The organism is Pseudomonas sp. Pseusp97 (genome assembly GCF_047304025.1).
Lineage (GTDB): Bacteria > Pseudomonadota > Gammaproteobacteria > Pseudomonadales > Pseudomonadaceae > Pseudomonas.
This window is the reverse complement of sequence record NZ_JBGLYK010000147.1, coordinates 1-14929: the sequence shown is the minus strand read 5'-3', so window position 1 is coordinate 14929 and position 14929 is coordinate 1. Positions and strand designations below refer to the sequence as shown.

The following is a 14929-nucleotide window of genomic DNA, read 5'->3' as shown; positions in this document are numbered from 1 at the left end:
CTGGTGAAGGCCACCCGCCAGGCGATGCCAGCCCGATCCAGCGCCGCCGTCGCCGCGCTGCGCAGCAGGCAAGGCGCCTCCAGCATCACCAGCGGCAAGGGTTCCGTGCCGGGAAGCAGCGGTGCCTCCGGTGCGCCGATCCAGCACTGCGCTACCGCGCCGATGCGCTCCATGTGCGGCGTGCGCTCGCCGGTTTCCCAGGCCAGCGCCAGATCCAGCTCGCCGCTGCGCACGCCTTCGATGAGCTGCTGATTACGCGCCGTGCGCACTTCGATGCGCACCTTGGGATGCGCGCGGGCGAAGCGCGCCAGCACCGCGGGCAGCAGGGTTTCGCCGAAGTCTTCCTGCAGGCCGAGGCGCACCCGGCCTTCCAGCGAACCGCCGCGCAAGGCGCCGGCCGCCTCGTCGTTCAACTCCAGCAGGCGACGGGCGTAGGCCAACAGCGTCTCGCCGGACTCGGTCAGTGCCATGCCGCGGCCCTCGCGGCGCAATACCGGGGTGCCGGCCTGCTCTTCGAGCTTCTTCAACTGCGCGCTGACGGCGGAGGTGGAGCGTCCCAGGCGATCCGCCGCGCGGGCGAAGCTGCCCAGCTCGATGCCGGTGACGAAGGTGCGCAACACGTCCAGGTCGAAGTTGATGCGAGCCATGGCAACCATCCCGATTAATCGAACTATAGATCAAATATTTCCCGATTTTCCGAATCAAATTGCCGGGCTAGCCTGTACTCGTCAAGTCACCAAAGAGGAATGGCACGATGTCTTCTCCACCCCGGGTTTCCCCCGCCCTGCAGCGGCAGGCGCCCAAACTGGCGCAGATCACCGAGCAAGTGCTGTTCGGCGATATCTGGCAGCGGCCACAACTGGCCCCGCGAGAACGCAGCCTGGCGACCGTTGCGGCATTGGTAGCGATGGGGCGACTGGAGCAGTTGCCTTTCCATCTCCAACTGGCCCGCGACAACGGGCTGACCCGCGAGGAGCTGGTCGAGCTGATCACCCACCTGGCTTTCTACAGCGGCTGGCCGACAGCCGCGTCCGCTCTCAACCGTCTCGAAGAGGAGTGACACCATGCCTACCGTCCGCATCTCCCTGCGCAAGGGCAAGCAACCCGAGTACCTGCGCGGACTCGCCGACACCGTCTACGACGCCATGCACGAGGCATTCAACGTGCCCGAAGGCGACCAGTTCGTGATGATCCACCAGCACGAGGCCCACGAGTTCGTCTTCAACCGCCATTACCTGGGCGGGCCGCGCAGCGACGATTTCGTGCTGATCGCCATCACCATCGGCCGCCCACGGGACTCGCAGACCCGGCAGGCGTTTTATCGCCGGCTGAACGTGCTGCTGGGCGAGCGATTGGGGATAGCCAGCGAGGACGTGATGGTGCAGATCACCACCAGCGAGGCGGACGACTGGTCCTTCGGCGGCGGGCGCATGGGCGTGCTGACGCGTCCCGATGCGCTCAGTGCCAGCTGACGCGCTGCTCCAGCGGGAAACGCAGGCGCGGGTTGTAGACGCCGTTGTCGGCCGCCCGCCCGGCGGCCAGCAGCATGATCGGCAACGCGCGCGAGGGAATCTGCAGCACCTTGCGCAGCCGCACCTCGTCGAAGCCCTCCATGGGACAGGTGGCGTAGCCGTGGCTCTGCAGGGCGAGCATCAGGTTCTGTGCCGCCAGTGCGGTCGACTTCACCGCCCACAGGCGCATCTCGGCGTGGCTGTTGGGCTGGCGCATCAGCGCGCGGCGCAGGCCGACCACCGCGTACAGCGCACGCTTGAACAGCCCGCGCAGGCCGAACGCGCCCTGGTTGTACTGGAAGGGCGCGGTGCGCTGGTAGAAGTCACGCACCTTCTCCGGCACCTGCGGCTCGGGCCATTGGTCGAGTACGGCGGCGCAGGATTCGCGCCAGGTATCCGGCCGCGCCAGCACGGCGATCAGCACCGGTGCGGTGCGCGCCGCATTCTGACCCAGGCATACCGGAACCAGCCGCTGCCGCAGCTCGGCATCGCGGATCACCTGGAAGCTCCACGGCTGCAGGTTGCAGGCATTGGGCGCCAGCACCGCCTGTTCCAGGCAGTCGCGCAGTACGGCGTCCGGCACCGGCTCGTCGAGGAAGCGGCGCACCGCGCGGCGCTGTTCGATCAGCGCGCGCAAGGCATCGGGCGTGGCGGGCAGGCAGGCGGATTCGGCGGCGAAACGGCTCATGGCGGGCTCCGGAAGGGGATCGCCCGATTAAGCCGGCACGGCTGCCGTGGAACAAGACGAAAGGGAGAAATGCCGGCGGGATTGGCGCATGCGCCCTCTCCCGCCGGTGAGGGTCAGGCGCCCAGCGCCTTCTCGATCGCCTGGATCACCGCCGGATCATCCGGGGTGGTGCGCGGGCTGAAGCGAGCCAGCACGCGACCGTCCGGGCCGAGGAGGAACTTCTCGAAGTTCCAGGTGATGTCGCCGGGGAACTCGGCGCCCTCGCCCGCCAGCAGTCGGTACAGCGGATGGCGCTCGGAGCCGTTGACCTCCAGCTTGCCCGACATGGGGAAGCTGACCCCGTAGTTCAGCGAGCAGAACGACTGGATCTCGGCTTCGCTGCCCGGCTCCTGCCCGGCAAACTGGTTGCACGGCAGGCCGAGAACCACGAAGCCCTGGTCCTTGTAATGCTGGTAGAGGGTTTCCAGAGCGGCGTACTGCGGGGTCAGGCCGCATTTCGAGGCGACGTTGACCACCAGCACGACCTTGCCCTTGAGCGGGGCCAGCGGCAGATCCTGGCCGTCGAGGCCATGCAGCGTCAGATCGTGAAAAGCGCTCATTGCTTGCTCCTTGAAGAAGTAGGCACGAAGTGCCCGCGCAGGGAGCGGACAACGCGTCCGTCGTGCTGCGCAATCCCAGTCGATGCGGGAAAAATGCCCTGGCCTTGTTGCAGTCGATCAGGTTGCATGAGAAAGGCGCCCGAAGGCGCCTTTCCCGATTGAGCGTAGCAGCTCAATGATGGCTTCACCCGGTCGATGGCCGACCGGGCGACAGCCATCAGTGGTGGTGACCACCTTCGCCATGGACGTGGCCATGGGCAACTTCTTCGGCAGAAGCGTCGCGGATGTCGACCACTTTCACCTTGAAGTTCAGGCGCTGGCCGGCCAGCGGGTGGTTGCCGTCGACGATCACGTCGTCGCCTTCGATGTCGCGGATGGTGACGATCTGCATGCCGCCGTCCGGAGCCGACGCGTGGAACTGCATGCCGACTTCCAGCTCGTCCACGCCTTCGAACATTTCGCGGGTCAGGGTGGCGACCAGCTCGGCGCTGTATTCGCCGTAGGCATCGGCCGGCTCGACGGTCACGTCCAGCTCGTCACCGACCTGCTTGCCTTCCAGGGCCTTTTCCAGGCCGCCGATGATGTTGTGGGCGCCGTGCAGGTAGACCAGCGGAGCGCCGCCGGCGGAGCTGTCGATGACCTCACCTGCGTCGTTGGTCAGGGTATAGTCGATGGAAACCGCCTTGTTGGCCGCGATCTGCATGGTTCGAAACCTATCTGATATAGAAGTTGAGCGCGTCAGTTTACGCGGCGACGCCCCCGAATGCGACCCGAAGACGGACGGACGGGATAACGCAGCCCCGCCGCGCCTGCTTGACTTTCATCAGGACGAGGACGGCCACTGGGTGGCAGTCTTGTCCTGCGGCCACACCCAGCACCTGCGCCACCAGCCGCCGTGGCAATCGCGGCCCTGGGTGCTGGACCCGCAACAGCGCAAGGCGCAGATCGGCCGGCTATTCCCCTGCGGCTGGTGCGCCAAGGATTCCGACAGCAACAAGGAGTAGGCATGCCGGCTCGCAATATCCTGGTGATCAACTGCGGCAGTTCCTCGATCAAGTTCGCCCTGGTTCGAGAGGGGCGCGACGACTTCATCCTCCACGGCCTGGCCGAACGTCTGGGCGCCAACGGCGCCAGCCTGCGCTGGCAGGGCGAGACCGACGAGCAGCCGCAGACCCTGGAGCTGCCCGGCGCCGACCACAAGGCCGCCCTCGCCCGCCTGCTGCCACTGGTGGCCCAGGCCGCACAGGGCGAGCTGCACGCCATCGGCCACCGCGTGGTGCACGGCGGCGAGCGCTTCACCCAGGCCTCGCGCCTGACCGACGAAGTGCTCAGCGCCATCCGCGAGACCTCGCCCCTGGCGCCGCTGCACAACCCGGCCAACCTGGTGGGCATCGACGCCGCCATGGCGCTCTACCCGGACCTGCCGCACATCGCGGTGTTCGACACCGCCTTCCACCAGAGCCTGCCCGAGCGCGCCTACCGCTACGCGATCCCCGAGCCGCTGTACCGCGAGCAGCACGTGCGCCGCTACGGCTTCCACGGCACCAGCCACCGCTACGTCAGCCACAAGGCAGCGGAAATGAGCGGGCTGGCGGTGGGCGACAGCTACTGGCTGTCCGCGCACCTGGGCAACGGCAGCTCCACCTGCGCCATCGCCAACGGCCAGAGCCGCGACACCAGCATGGGCCTGACCCCGCTGGAAGGCCTGATGATGGGTACCCGCTCCGGCGACGTCGACCCGAACCTGCACAGCCACCTGGCGCGCACCCTGGGCTGGAGCCTGGAGAAGATCGACCACATGCTCAACCACGACAGCGGCCTGCTCGGCCTGTCGGGGCTGTCCAACGACATGCGCACCCTGGAAAACGCCCGCGAGCAGGGTCACGCCAATGCCGCGCTGGCCATCGAAGTATTCTGTTACCGACTGGCCAAGTCCCTGGCCTCCTTGACCTGTGCGCTGCCGCGGCTGGACGGCATCATCTTCACTGGCGGCATCGGCGAGAACTCCGCGCTGGTACGCAACCTCACGGTCAAGCACCTGCACGTGCTCAACCTCGAACTCGACGGCGAGGCCAACGCCCGCTGCGTGCGCGGCGTCGGCGGACCGATCCACCTGCCCGGCCATCCCCGCGTGCTGGTGATCCCCACCAACGAGGAAAAGCAGATCGCACTCGACACCCTGGCAGTGCTCGACTGAAGATTCACCGGTTGCGCCCCACAAGGGCACAGACCACCCCCGCACGGCTTAAGGAGCCCGGATGCACACCTTCTTCCTCGCACCGACCGGTTTCGGTGTCGGCCTGACGTCCACCAGCCTGGGCCTGATCCGCGCCCTGCAACGCGCCGGCCTGAAGGTCGGCTTCTTCAAGCCCATCGCCCAGCCGCACATCGGCGACGACGGCCCGGAGCGCTCCAGCGAACTGGTGGCGCGCACCCACGGGCTCAACGCGCCCACTCCGCTGTCGCTGGCCAAGGTCGAGCGCATGCTCGGTGACGGCCTGCTCGACGAACTGCTCGAAGACATAGTCGGGATGTACAACGGCGCCGCCGTGGACAAGGACGTGATGATCGTCGAGGGCATGGTACCGACCAAGCACGCCAGCTACGCGGCGCGCATCAACGCCCACCTGGCGCGCAGCGTCGATGCCGAGGTGATCCTGGTCTCGGCGCCGGACAACGAGACGGTGAGCGAGCTGTCGGACCGCATCGAGATCCTCGCCCAGCTCTTCGGCGGCCCGCGCGACCCGCACCTGGCCGGCCTGATCGTGAACAAGGTGCGCGGCGGCGAGAGCGACGACCTGCCGCGCGATGCGGCCGAGGCGGCGCGGCTGTTCGGCGAACGCCTGAAGGAACATTCCCCGCTGCTGCGCGACGGCGACGTGCGCCTGCTCGGCTGCATTCCCTGGCAGGACGAGATGAACGCCCCGCGCACCCGCGACGTGGCCGACCTGCTGGACGCCAGCGTGCTCAACGCCGGCGACTATGAACAACGCCGCGTACAGAAGATCATCCTCTGCGCGCCCTCCGCCCCGAACACCGTGCACCTGCTCAAGCCCGGCGTGCTGGTGGTGGTGCCGGGCGACCGCGACGACATCATCCTCGCCGCCTGCCTCGCCGCCATGAACGGCGTGCCGCTGGCCGGCCTGCTGCTGTGTTCGGGCCTGATGCCGGACGCGCGGATCATGGAACTGTGCCGCAGCGCTCTGCAGAGCGGCCTGCCGGTGCTGACGGTGAAGACCGGCTCCTTCGACACCGCCGGCGACCTGTCGCGGATGAACAAGGAAATCCCGGTGGACGACCGCGAGCGCGCCGAGCGCGTCACCGAGTTCGTCGCCGAGCACATCGACTTCGAGTGGCTCAAGGAGCGCTGCGGTGCACCCCACGAGCTGCGCCTGTCGCCGCCGGTGTTCCGCTACCAGCTGACCCAGCGCGCCAATCGCGCCGGCAAGCGCATCGTCCTGCCCGAGGGCAGCGAGCCGCGCACCGTGCAGGCCGCCGCCATCTGTCATGCCCGCGGCATCGCCCGCTGCGTGCTGCTGGCCAAGCCCGACGACGTGCAGGCCGTGGCGCAGATGCTGGGTATCGTGCTGCCCGAGGACCTGGAGATCGTCGACCCGGACCTGGTGCGCAGCCGCTACGTCGAACCCATGGTCGAGCTGCGCAAGGGCAAGAGCCTGAACGCGCCGATGGCCGAGCAGCAGCTGGAAGACAACGTGGTGCTGGGCACCGTGATGCTGGCCCTGGACGAGGTGGACGGGCTGGTCTCCGGCGCCATCCACACCACCGCCAACACCATCCGCCCGGCCCTGCAGCTGATCAAGACCGCGCCGGGCTACAACCTTGTGTCCTCGGTGTTCTTCATGCTGTTGCCCGACCAGGTGGTGGTCTATGGCGACTGCGCGGTGAATCCCGATCCTTCGGCCAGTGACCTGGCGGAAATCGCCCTGCAGAGTGCCGCCTCGGCGCAGGCGTTCGGCATTACCCCGCGGGTGGCGATGATCAGCTACTCCACCGGCGATTCCGGAACCGGTGCAGATGTCGATAAAGTCCGCGAAGCTACGCGCATCGCGCGGGAAAAAAGCCCCGATCTGTTGATTGACGGCCCCTTGCAGTATGATGCCGCCGCCATCGCCAGCGTGGGCCGCCAGAAGGCGCCCGACAGCCCGGTGGCCGGACGCGCCAATGTGTTCGTGTTCCCCGACCTGAACACCGGGAACACCACCTACAAGGCGGTCCAGCGCAGCGCCGACTGCGTCAGCATCGGGCCGATGCTGCAGGGCCTGCGCAAACCGGTGAACGACCTGTCGCGCGGGGCGCTGGTGGACGACATCGTCTACACCATCGCCCTGACGGCGATCCAGGCGGACAGCGGCAAGGACGGCTGATAACCCCGGCACGAGGGATGTGCCCACGAACGCATCACGCGCCCGGCCAACCGGGCGCCTACGTACAAGGACCATTCCTCGATGTTGAGTTTCCTTCCGCACACGCTGCGCGGCATCCTCGCCACCCTGATCCTGGTGGTGAGTACGCTGTGCTGGTGCATTCCGCTGCTGAGCATGTCGATCATCAAGCTGCTGCTGCCCTTCGAAGCGGCTCAGCTGGCGCTCAGCAAGGTGATGAGCGTGATCGCCGAAAGCTGGATCAGCTGCAACAAGGCCTGGATGAACCTGGTCCGCCACACCGGCTGGAACGTCCAGGGCCTGCAGGGCCTGCACTACGACCATTCCTACCTGGTCACCAGCAACCACCAGAGCTGGGTGGACATCCTCGTCCTGCAATACCAGCTCAACCGCCGCATCCCGCTGCTGCGCTTCTTCCTCAAGCAGGAACTGATCTGGGTCCCGGTGATCGGCCTGTGCTGGTGGGCGCTCGATTTTCCCTTCATGAAGCGCTACACCAAGGCGTACCTCGCCAAGCATCCGGAAAAGAAAGGCAAGGACCTAGAAACCACCCGCAAGGCGTGCGCCAAGTTCAGCCGCATCCCGGTGGCGATCTTCAACTTCCTCGAAGGCACCCGCTTCACCCAGGCCAAGCATGACGAGCAGGCCTCGCCGTTCCAGCACCTGCTCAAGCCCAAGGCCGGCGGCATCGCCTTCGTCCTCGACGCCATGGGCGAGCAATTGCGCACCCTGGTGAACGTCACCATCCACTATCCCGACGGCCGCCCGACCTTCTGGTGCCTGCTGTCTGGCCGCCTGCGCTCGGTGGTGGTGCGCTTCGAGGAAATGGAAATCCCCCGCCAGTTCATCGGCAAGAGCTACGACCAGGACGAGGGCTACCGCGCCGAGTTCCAGCTGTGGGTGAACCAGCTGTGGGAGCGCAAGGACCAGCTGCTGGCGCAGTTGCACCGGGAGTTTCCCGCCGCAAAAGCCTGAGCCGGCTCTTGTAGGAGCGAGCTTGCTCGCGAACAGGAATCGCTCGGTGTTGGGCGTTTCGCGAGCAAGCTCGCTCCTACAGGTTCAGCCAGGCGCCCCACGAGGTGCCGCAACGAAAAAGCCCGCCAATCGGCGGGCTTTTTCATGGGTGCTGCTTACTGCTGGTACTGCTGGGTCTGCGCGTTCGGCAGGGCCTTCAGGTTCACTTCCACGCGGCGGTTCTGCGCGCGGCCGTTGGCGTCGGCGTTGGAAGCGATCGGCTGGTCCGGGCCCATGCCGCGGGTGCTGACGCGGGTGCCGTCGACGCCCTGGGAGGTCAGGTAGGTCGCGACGGACTGTGCACGGCGCTGGGACAGGTCCATGTTGTGCTGGCGGCTGCCAGTACTGTCGGTATAGCCGACGATCTCGATGCTGTTCTGGTTGAACTCCTTGAAGGAGTTGGCCAGGTTGTTCAGCGGGGTGTAGAAGGACGGCGCGATGTTCGCGGAGTCCGTGGCGAAGGTGATGTTGCCCGGCATGATCAGCTTGATGTCGTCACCCTGGCGCTCGACCTGCACGCCGGTGCCCTGCATCTGCTGGCGCAGCTTGGCTTCCTGCTTGTCGGCGTAGTAGCCGTAGCCGGCGGCCGCAGCGCCGATGGCAGCAGCGCCGATCATCGCGCCCTTCCCGCGGTTGTCGTGGTTGATCGCGGCACCGGCGACGGCACCGGCCAGCGCGCCCAGCGCGCCGTACTTGGCGGTCTTGCTCATGCCGCCCTCGGCCGGCGGAGCCTGGGTGTTGGGGTCATAGGGGTTCTGGGAGGCGCAACCGGCCATGAGGGCGAAGGCGGTCGCAGCCGCAACCATGGACAGACTACGTGCGGTGAACATGTCGGATGACTCCTCGAAATAGCGCAACACCCATTATCGGGCGGCTGATTAGAGCTTAGGTCGTGCAAATAATTCCGTAGCAACCTTAAGCACGGATGAAGGGATTTTCCCGCATCTCGTCGCCCAGGTTGGTGTCCGGGCCGTGGCCGGTGACCACGGTCGCCTCTTCATCCAGCGAATACAGGCGCTCGCGGATCGAACGCTCGATGGTGGCGTAGTCGCCGCCCCACAGGTCGGTGCGGCCGATGCTGCGGCGGAACAGGGTGTCGCCGGCGATCAGCAGCTTGTCCTTGGGGAACCAGAAACTCATGGAGCCGGGCGTGTGCCCCGGCGTGTGCAGCGCCACGCCGCAGCCGCAGGCCAGCTCCTCGTCGTCGGCCAGCCACTGGTCCGGCGAAGGCACCGGCTTATAGGGCACGCCGAACATGCGGCACTGCATTTCCAGGTTGTCCCAGAGGAACTGGTCGTCCTTGTGCAGGTGCAGGGTCGCGCCGGTCTTCTCCTTCATCTGCCCGGAGGCGAGGAAGTGGTCCAGATGCGCGTGGGTGTGGATGATGCTGACCACCTTCAGCCCCAGCGCGTCGAGGCGCTGCAGGATGAGTTCGTGGTCGCCGCCCGGATCGACGACGATGGCCTTCTTCGTCAGCGGGTCGCCGATGATGGTGCAGTTGCACTGCAAGGGGCCGACGGGGAAGGTTTCGCGGATCAGGGCAGGCTGGTCGCTCATCGAAGACTCGCTCGGTTGCGGAAGTACACGGCGGCTATTTTCGCCGATTCCGCCACGCCCTGGCGAGCCGTACCGGTCGAGGCTTCAGTCGCCCTGGCGGTAGTCGGTGGGCAGCTTGCCGGTCCACTTGCGGAACGCCCGGCGGAAGTTCGACGGGTCGTTGAAGCCCAGCAGCAGCGCGATTTCATAGAGCGGCAGGTGGGTCGTGGTGAGGTACTGCAGGGCCAGGCGCTTGCGCACGTCGTCGAGCACTTCCTGGTAGGTGGTGCCCAGGTTCGAAAGATGTCGACGCAGGCTGCGGCCGCTGGTGTGCAGGTCGGCGGCCACGCTTTCCAGGTCGGGGAACTCGCCGGGACGCGCCAGCAGCAGGCGGCGGATGCGCGTCAGCAGGCCTTCCTGCACGTCCAGCGTGGCCAGCAGCGCCTCGCACTGCTGCTCGCACATCTGCACCGTGGCCGGGTTGGCCAGCGCCATGGGCCGTTCCAGGTACTCGCTGGGCAGGCCGATGAAGTGGAACGGCCGGTCGAACAGCACCTCGCAGCCAAATACCTCGGCGTAGCGCTCGGCGTAGGTCGGTTCGGCATGGGCGAAGCCCACGCTGACGCCCTGCAAGGGTTCGCCCACGAGGAAGCGGGCGATGGTATGCAGGCTGGTCATCAGCCCTTCGGCGGCGAAGCGACTGGTGGGGCCGAGGGGAATCGACTCGCTGGCGCGCAGGTAGGACACGCCGCCGTCTTCCACCATTTCCAGGTCGTAGGCCAGGCCGAGCACGCGGTAGTACTTCAGGGCGAAGGCGATGGCGCGTCCGAGGTTGGCACTGGACAGAACCGCGTAGCCGAGAATGCCGTGGGTGGAGACGTTCAGCCGCTGTCCCAGCAACAGGCCGAAGGCCGGCTCGTTGCAGTGCACCAGGGCGGTGCTGGAGAGCTGGTGGAAGTCGATGAAGGACAGGCGGCCGTTGGGGCTCTGCAGCACCTCGGGGCGCACACGGGCCAGCTCGAACAGTCGCGCGCGTGGCACGCCCAGCTCTTCGGCGAGATCGAGAAGCGCCTGCGCATAGGCGACGGGCACCAGTTCGGCGGTGAAATTGAGCGGTTGTTTCATCGTTTTTCTTATGCTGACCGCTGGCCGGATATGACCGGAAAGTTGGCAGACAATAACCTTGTGACGCTTTCCCTACAAGCCCAGAGTAATGACCATGGACAACCACAACACTGGAGCCGCCATGGCCAGCACCACCCCCGCAGGACTGGAGATCAAGCCCCGGCACATGGACTTCGATCTGCCCGATCCGCTGCCGCGTCACTGGCATAGTGGAGACGCCTTCAAGTCCCATCTGTTCGACGCCATGTCGGTGCTCTTCCCCGACGGCGAACGTTTCTTCATCGACTCGGTGCGGCAGTTCCGCGACCAGATCAGCGACCCGGTGCTCAAGGAGCAGATCCGCGGCTTCATCGGCCAGGAAGGTCACCACAGCCGCGAGCACCTGACCTACAGCCAGCGCCTGCGCGACCTGGGCTACGACGTCACCGCCATCGAGAAACGCGCCCAGGCGCGCATCCGCTTCACCCAGAAGAAGTTCCCGGCCAAGCGCCAGCTGGCCGCGACCGCCGCGCTGGAGCACATCACCGCGATCATGGCCAACGGTCTGCTGACCGACCCGCGCACCATGGAAGGCGCCGACCCGGTGATGCAGCGCCTGTGGCGCTGGCACGCGCTGGAGGAAACCGAGCACAAGGCCGTGGCCTTCGACGTCTACAACCAGGTCTGCGGCAGCCGCAAGCTGCTGCGCCGGGCGATGCGCATGGCGACCTTCTTCTTCGTGCTCGACACCTTCCGTGGCCTGGTGCACATGCTCAAGGTGGATGGCCTGCTGTGGAACTGGCGCGTCTGGCGCGACGGCATCCGGTGGACCTGGGGCAAGCACGGCGTATTCCGCCCGCTGCTGCGCGAGTACCTGGACTTCTTCAAGTCCGACTTCCACCCCTGGCAGCACAACAACCTCGACGTGCTCTACGAGGTGCGCAAGGAGTACGACGCGCAGCCGTTGGCGCACGCGGGCTGAGTCTTCATTGTTTGCGAACACCGCCCCGCTCTGCCGGGGCGGTGTTGTTTCCGATGGTGTGTAAATGCGCTGCGTCGCCTGGGCTCTCGTAGGAGCGGAGCTTCTCCGCGATAACCGCGCCCACCGGACACACCGACCTGCCGACTGGATTCGCGGACAAGGTCCGCTCCTACGCGAAATATTGTGCCAGGGCATGCCCTCTCCCCCGCCCTCTCCCTGAAGGGAGAGGGCGCTATCCGTGCCGCCGGAAAGCTAAGAGTTTCGCTTGATACCAATCAGCCCCCTCTCCCTTCAGGGAGAGGGTTAGGGTGAGGGCCGACCCGAGCACAGGTGTATCTGGTAGGAGCGAGCTTGCTCGCGAAGCTCTTTGCTCGGCTGGTGATCCTGGCGCTCATGCGGTTCGCGAGCAAGCTCGCTCCTACGAAGAGCAGGTCGGCGCAACGAAAAGCCCGGCACATGGCCGGGCTTTTTCATGGGCGATCAGCAATCAGCCATGCAGGAAACGCAGCGCATCCGCTGCCGATTCCTCGGGGATTTCCTCCATCGGGATGTGTCCCACGCCTGCGTATACCTTCACTTCAATGCCCGGCACGTCGCGCTGCCACATCGGCACATGGCGCGGCGAGATCCAGCGATCGCGCTCGCCCCACATCAGCAGCGTCGGCACCTTCAGCGCCGCAACGCGGTTGGGCGTGGTGGGCAGCTCCTCGCGGTTGGCCTTCACCAGCACGCGGAAGATGTCGATCATCGCGCGACGGTTACCCGGCCGGCGGCTGATGTCGTAGTAGCGGTCGATCACCCCCGGCTTGATCTTGCGCGGATCGCCGTAGACCTCCTTGATGCCCTGGGCCACCAGCGCGCGCGGCATCCACATTGGCATCATGATGCCGGCCCCGGGCAGCACCGCGCTGGCGATCATCAACGGGACCTTCTGCATGTAGTAGCCGGCCGGGTCGATCAGGATCATCCGCTCGACGCGGTGGGCGTTGGCCAGTGCGTAGTTCCAGGCGATATAGCCGCCCAGGGAGTTGCCGGCGATGGACACCTGCTTGAGGTCCAGACGGTCGAGGAACAGGCCGAACACCTTCACCAGGCGCTCGCCGTCGTACTCGCGATCTTGGCCGCCGCCGGTGAGGCCGAAGCCGGGCACGTCGAGGCGGATGATGCGGAAATGCTGCGACAACTCGGCGACCCAGCCATCCCAGGTGTGCAGCGAGGCCATCACGCCGTGGACCATGACCAGCACCGGCTTGTCCGGGCTGCCTTCATCGCGGTAGTGGATGTCGAAGCCGTCGACGTGGATGAACTTCGACCCGGATTCGGGCGAGGCGTAACGCGCCTTCAGCGCGGCCAGCGGCAGCGGACCGAAGCCATAGCGGGCCAGACCCTCGGCCAGCGGCGGTTGCACAGACAATGTGGCGGTCATGGACGAGTGACTCCCGTGCTTGTTGTTCTGAAGAGCGAATCACACCACAGCGCCCGCGCGGCCGCGCCCAACCTAGGTAGTGTCGAGGCCTACGACGGGATGACGCAGGCCCCTCACCCCGTTAACCTAGCCCGACCCGCCCTCGTGCAAGGAAAGCCCGTTCGTGCCGATCTTCACTCGCCGTTCGCTGTGGCCGCTGGCCGCGCTGTTGCTGCTCCTCTGCCGCCCGGCCCTGTCCGCCGACCTGTATTACCTGGGCCAGAAGATTCCCGACATCCAGCGCAACTGGACCAGCGCCGACTACCAGGTGCTGATCGACGCGCTGAAGAAGATCGACGAGACCCAGGTCAACGGCCTGCCCCGGCGCAGCGGTGAGTTCACCGGGCCGATCTACCAGCGCATGGTCAGCGAGGAGAACTTCCGCCCGCAGCTGAATATCTACGCCCCGTTGGAGCTGCGGCAGAACGAGGCGCGCGAGGTGCTGTTCAAGCTCAAGGAGCTGATGCGCCTGTACTTCAACTTCCGCGCCGCCAAGCAGCCCTACGGCGCCGAGGCGCTGGGCCTGATGAGCTACTCGCTGCGCGAACAGGCGATCCTGTTCAACCTGACGGTGGAGTTCTGGATGACCCTGGCGCAGAGCGAGCAGCGCAACCCGGTACGCCTACAGGGCATGCAGGAAGCCAAGGCCGCCGCCTCGATGCTGACCAGCAGCGCGCTGGACTACCTCGGCCTCACCGCGCAGTTCGACCGCCAGGACCTGGTGCTCTACAGCGCCGAGCTGGCCAAGCAGTTGCCGGAACTCTTTGTCCACCTGCCGCCGGAAGTGCGCGTGCAACTGCTGATGCGCGTGGATGAACTGGCGCAGAAACACGCCTATCCGGAAGTGCGCGAGAACATGCGCGACCTGCTGCCGGTGCTGCAGGCGATCCAGGCGGATGTGCAGAAGCAACTGGCTGCGCCGGCCAAGGGGCAACCGGCGCCCAAGGGGCTGGACCTGAGCGCGCCGCCGGAGGCGGAGAAGAAGAAGGGTTTGTAGCCGAGATATTTTGTAGGAGCGGACTCCGTCCGCGATAGCTTCCCACCCGCTCAGGACCGTAGGGCGCATAACCCGGAACGGGTTATCCGCCGATGGCCTCGCGGCGGAAAACGCTGGCGCGTTATGCGCCCTACGGAGCGGGGCGCCCCTAGCGCAACAACCCCATCTCCTTCGCCCGCGCCACCGCCTGGGTGCGGCGTTCGACACCGAGCTTGTCGTTGATGTGGCGGGCGTGACTCTTCACCGTGTGCAGGGAGATGAACAGGCGCTCGCTGATTTCCTGGTTGGAGCAGCCCTGGGCGATCAGTTCCAGCACTGCCAGCTCACGGCCGCTCAGGCAATCGGTGAGCGCCACGCCACGCTCCGGCGCAGCCGGCAGCCGTTCGCGCAAGGCCTCGATGGCCGGCGTTGACGCGCGCACCGCCAGTTGCTCGCGCAGCCAGCCCGGATGTTGCAGCAGCACTTCATGCAGCGGAATCAGCAGGCCGACGGCCAGGCCGTTGAGGCACTCGCCCAGCTCGAAGGAGGCCTCGCGGTCGCGGCCGTCCTGCAACAGCAGGGCAACCAGCTGGCCCTGGGCGAAGCGCGCCTGCAACTGCGCACCGCCTTGCAGGGCGCCGCTGGCCACGG

General features: G+C 66.5%; 17 protein-coding genes. 8 read left to right on the top strand and 9 right to left on the bottom strand.

What is annotated here, in order from left to right; all coding sequences use genetic code 11:
• A partial coding sequence (locus ACCC94_RS20760; RefSeq protein WP_413351412.1) for a LysR substrate-binding domain-containing protein occupies positions 1–647 on the bottom strand: 647 nt, incomplete at its 3' end.
• Positions 648–754: 107 nt separating this feature from the next.
• Between ACCC94_RS20760 and ACCC94_RS20755 the strand changes: the two genes are divergently transcribed.
• Positions 755–1060 (top strand): carboxymuconolactone decarboxylase family protein, encoded by a 306-nt coding sequence (locus tag ACCC94_RS20755; RefSeq protein WP_401085239.1) that lies wholly within the window; start codon positions 755–757, stop codon positions 1058–1060.
• 4 nt (positions 1061–1064) lie between these two features.
• Entirely contained in the window at positions 1065–1472 is a 408-nt protein-coding gene (locus tag ACCC94_RS20750) for a tautomerase family protein (protein WP_413351411.1), read from the top strand.
• Here the strand turns inward: ACCC94_RS20750 and ACCC94_RS20745 are convergent.
• The 3 genes from ACCC94_RS20745 to ACCC94_RS20735 form a co-directional block, all read right to left on the bottom strand.
• Complete coding sequence (locus tag ACCC94_RS20745) at positions 1459–2199, bottom strand: nitroreductase family protein (protein ID WP_413351410.1); 741 nt, start codon at positions 2197–2199, stop codon at positions 1459–1461. The two genes, ACCC94_RS20750 and ACCC94_RS20745, sit on opposite strands and share 14 nt — an antisense overlap.
• Before the next feature lie 113 nt (positions 2200–2312).
• Positions 2313–2798 carry a glutathione peroxidase gene (locus ACCC94_RS20740; protein ID WP_413351409.1) on the bottom strand — a complete coding sequence of 162 codons (486 nt, stop codon included), beginning with the start codon at positions 2796–2798 and terminating at the stop codon, positions 2313–2315.
• Positions 2799–3015: 217 nt separating this feature from the next.
• Positions 3016–3501, bottom strand: a complete 486-nt coding sequence (locus ACCC94_RS20735; RefSeq protein WP_017519102.1) for an FKBP-type peptidyl-prolyl cis-trans isomerase — start codon at positions 3499–3501, stop codon at positions 3016–3018.
• Here ACCC94_RS20735 and ACCC94_RS20730 point away from each other — a divergent pair.
• The 4 genes from ACCC94_RS20730 to ACCC94_RS20715 all read left to right on the top strand — a co-directional run bounded on the left by ACCC94_RS20730 (position 3470) and on the right by ACCC94_RS20715 (position 8176).
• Positions 3470–3802, top strand: a complete 333-nt coding sequence (locus ACCC94_RS20730) for a DUF3565 domain-containing protein (RefSeq protein WP_413351408.1) — start codon at positions 3470–3472, stop codon at positions 3800–3802. The two genes, ACCC94_RS20735 and ACCC94_RS20730, sit on opposite strands and share 32 nt — an antisense overlap.
• A 2-nt stretch (positions 3803–3804) precedes the next feature.
• The gene (locus ACCC94_RS20725) at positions 3805–4995 is read left to right on the top strand and encodes an acetate kinase (protein ID WP_413351407.1); all 1191 of its coding nucleotides are present in this window, start codon (positions 3805–3807) and stop codon (positions 4993–4995) included.
• Between the two features lie 61 nt (positions 4996–5056).
• On the top strand, positions 5057–7183 hold the full coding sequence (pta, locus tag ACCC94_RS20720; protein WP_413351406.1) for a phosphate acetyltransferase: 2127 nt from the start codon (positions 5057–5059) through the stop codon (positions 7181–7183).
• An 81-nt stretch (positions 7184–7264) separates the two neighbouring features.
• Positions 7265–8176 carry an acyltransferase gene (locus ACCC94_RS20715; RefSeq protein ID WP_413351405.1) on the top strand — a complete coding sequence of 304 codons (912 nt, stop codon included), beginning with the start codon at positions 7265–7267 and terminating at the stop codon, positions 8174–8176.
• 155 nt (positions 8177–8331) lie between these two features.
• On the opposite strand, the gene ACCC94_RS20710 is transcribed toward ACCC94_RS20715, so the two are convergent.
• From ACCC94_RS20710 to ACCC94_RS20700, 3 genes are all read right to left on the bottom strand, one after another.
• Positions 8332–9045, bottom strand: a complete 714-nt coding sequence (locus ACCC94_RS20710) for an OmpA family protein (RefSeq protein WP_413351404.1) — start codon at positions 9043–9045, stop codon at positions 8332–8334.
• Between the two features lie 85 nt (positions 9046–9130).
• Positions 9131–9772, bottom strand: coding sequence for an MBL fold metallo-hydrolase (locus tag ACCC94_RS20705; protein ID WP_413351403.1), 642 nt, complete (start codon positions 9770–9772; stop codon positions 9131–9133).
• 84 nt (positions 9773–9856) lie between these two features.
• Positions 9857–10876, bottom strand: coding sequence for an AraC family transcriptional regulator (locus ACCC94_RS20700; protein WP_413351402.1), 1020 nt, complete (start codon positions 10874–10876; stop codon positions 9857–9859).
• Positions 10877–10997: 121 nt separating this feature from the next.
• On the opposite strand from ACCC94_RS20700, the gene ACCC94_RS20695 reads away from it, so the two are divergent.
• A complete protein-coding gene (locus ACCC94_RS20695; RefSeq protein ID WP_413351401.1) occupies positions 10998–11837 on the top strand; it encodes a metal-dependent hydrolase in 840 nt (279 codons plus the stop codon).
• Positions 11838–12324: 487 nt separating this feature from the next.
• Here the strand turns inward: ACCC94_RS20695 and ACCC94_RS20690 are convergent, their stop codons facing one another.
• A complete protein-coding gene (locus ACCC94_RS20690) occupies positions 12325–13263 on the bottom strand; it encodes an alpha/beta fold hydrolase (protein WP_413351400.1) in 939 nt (312 codons plus the stop codon).
• Positions 13264–13426: 163 nt separating this feature from the next.
• Here ACCC94_RS20690 and ACCC94_RS20685 point away from each other — a divergent pair, with 163 nt between their 5' ends.
• Positions 13427–14299, top strand: a complete 873-nt coding sequence (locus tag ACCC94_RS20685) for a hypothetical protein (RefSeq protein WP_413351399.1) — start codon at positions 13427–13429, stop codon at positions 14297–14299.
• A 148-nt stretch (positions 14300–14447) separates the two neighbouring features.
• Here the strand turns inward: ACCC94_RS20685 and ACCC94_RS20680 are convergent.
• Positions 14448–14929, bottom strand: a 482-nt coding sequence (locus ACCC94_RS20680) for a response regulator transcription factor (protein ID WP_413351398.1), incomplete at its 5' end; no start/stop codon positions are given.

Bases quoted from the DNA above. Each gene is read 5' to 3' on its own strand.
- ACCC94_RS20755 (WP_401085239.1), top strand. From the start codon at position 755: ATGTCTTCTCCACCCCGGGTTTCCCCCGCCCTGCAGCGGCAGGCGCCC.
- ACCC94_RS20750 (WP_413351411.1), top strand. From the start codon at position 1,065: ATGCCTACCGTCCGCATCTCCCTGCGCAAGGGCAAGCAACCCGAGTAC.
- ACCC94_RS20745 (WP_413351410.1), bottom strand. From the start codon at position 2,199: ATGAGCCGTTTCGCCGCCGAATCCGCCTGCCTGCCCGCCACGCCCGAT.
- ACCC94_RS20740 (WP_413351409.1), bottom strand. From the start codon at position 2,798: ATGAGCGCTTTTCACGATCTGACGCTGCATGGCCTCGACGGCCAGGAT.
- ACCC94_RS20730 (WP_413351408.1), top strand. From the start codon at position 3,470: ATGGAAACCGCCTTGTTGGCCGCGATCTGCATGGTTCGAAACCTATCT.
- ACCC94_RS20735 (WP_017519102.1), bottom strand. From the start codon at position 3,501: ATGCAGATCGCGGCCAACAAGGCGGTTTCCATCGACTATACCCTGACC.
- ACCC94_RS20725 (WP_413351407.1), top strand. From the start codon at position 3,805: ATGCCGGCTCGCAATATCCTGGTGATCAACTGCGGCAGTTCCTCGATC.
- pta (WP_413351406.1), top strand. From the start codon at position 5,057: ATGCACACCTTCTTCCTCGCACCGACCGGTTTCGGTGTCGGCCTGACG.
- ACCC94_RS20715 (WP_413351405.1), top strand. From the start codon at position 7,265: ATGTTGAGTTTCCTTCCGCACACGCTGCGCGGCATCCTCGCCACCCTG.
- ACCC94_RS20710 (WP_413351404.1), bottom strand. From the start codon at position 9,045: ATGTTCACCGCACGTAGTCTGTCCATGGTTGCGGCTGCGACCGCCTTC.
- ACCC94_RS20705 (WP_413351403.1), bottom strand. From the start codon at position 9,772: ATGAGCGACCAGCCTGCCCTGATCCGCGAAACCTTCCCCGTCGGCCCC.
- ACCC94_RS20700 (WP_413351402.1), bottom strand. From the start codon at position 10,876: ATGAAACAACCGCTCAATTTCACCGCCGAACTGGTGCCCGTCGCCTAT.
- ACCC94_RS20695 (WP_413351401.1), top strand. From the start codon at position 10,998: ATGGCCAGCACCACCCCCGCAGGACTGGAGATCAAGCCCCGGCACATG.
- ACCC94_RS20690 (WP_413351400.1), bottom strand. From the start codon at position 13,263: ATGACCGCCACATTGTCTGTGCAACCGCCGCTGGCCGAGGGTCTGGCC.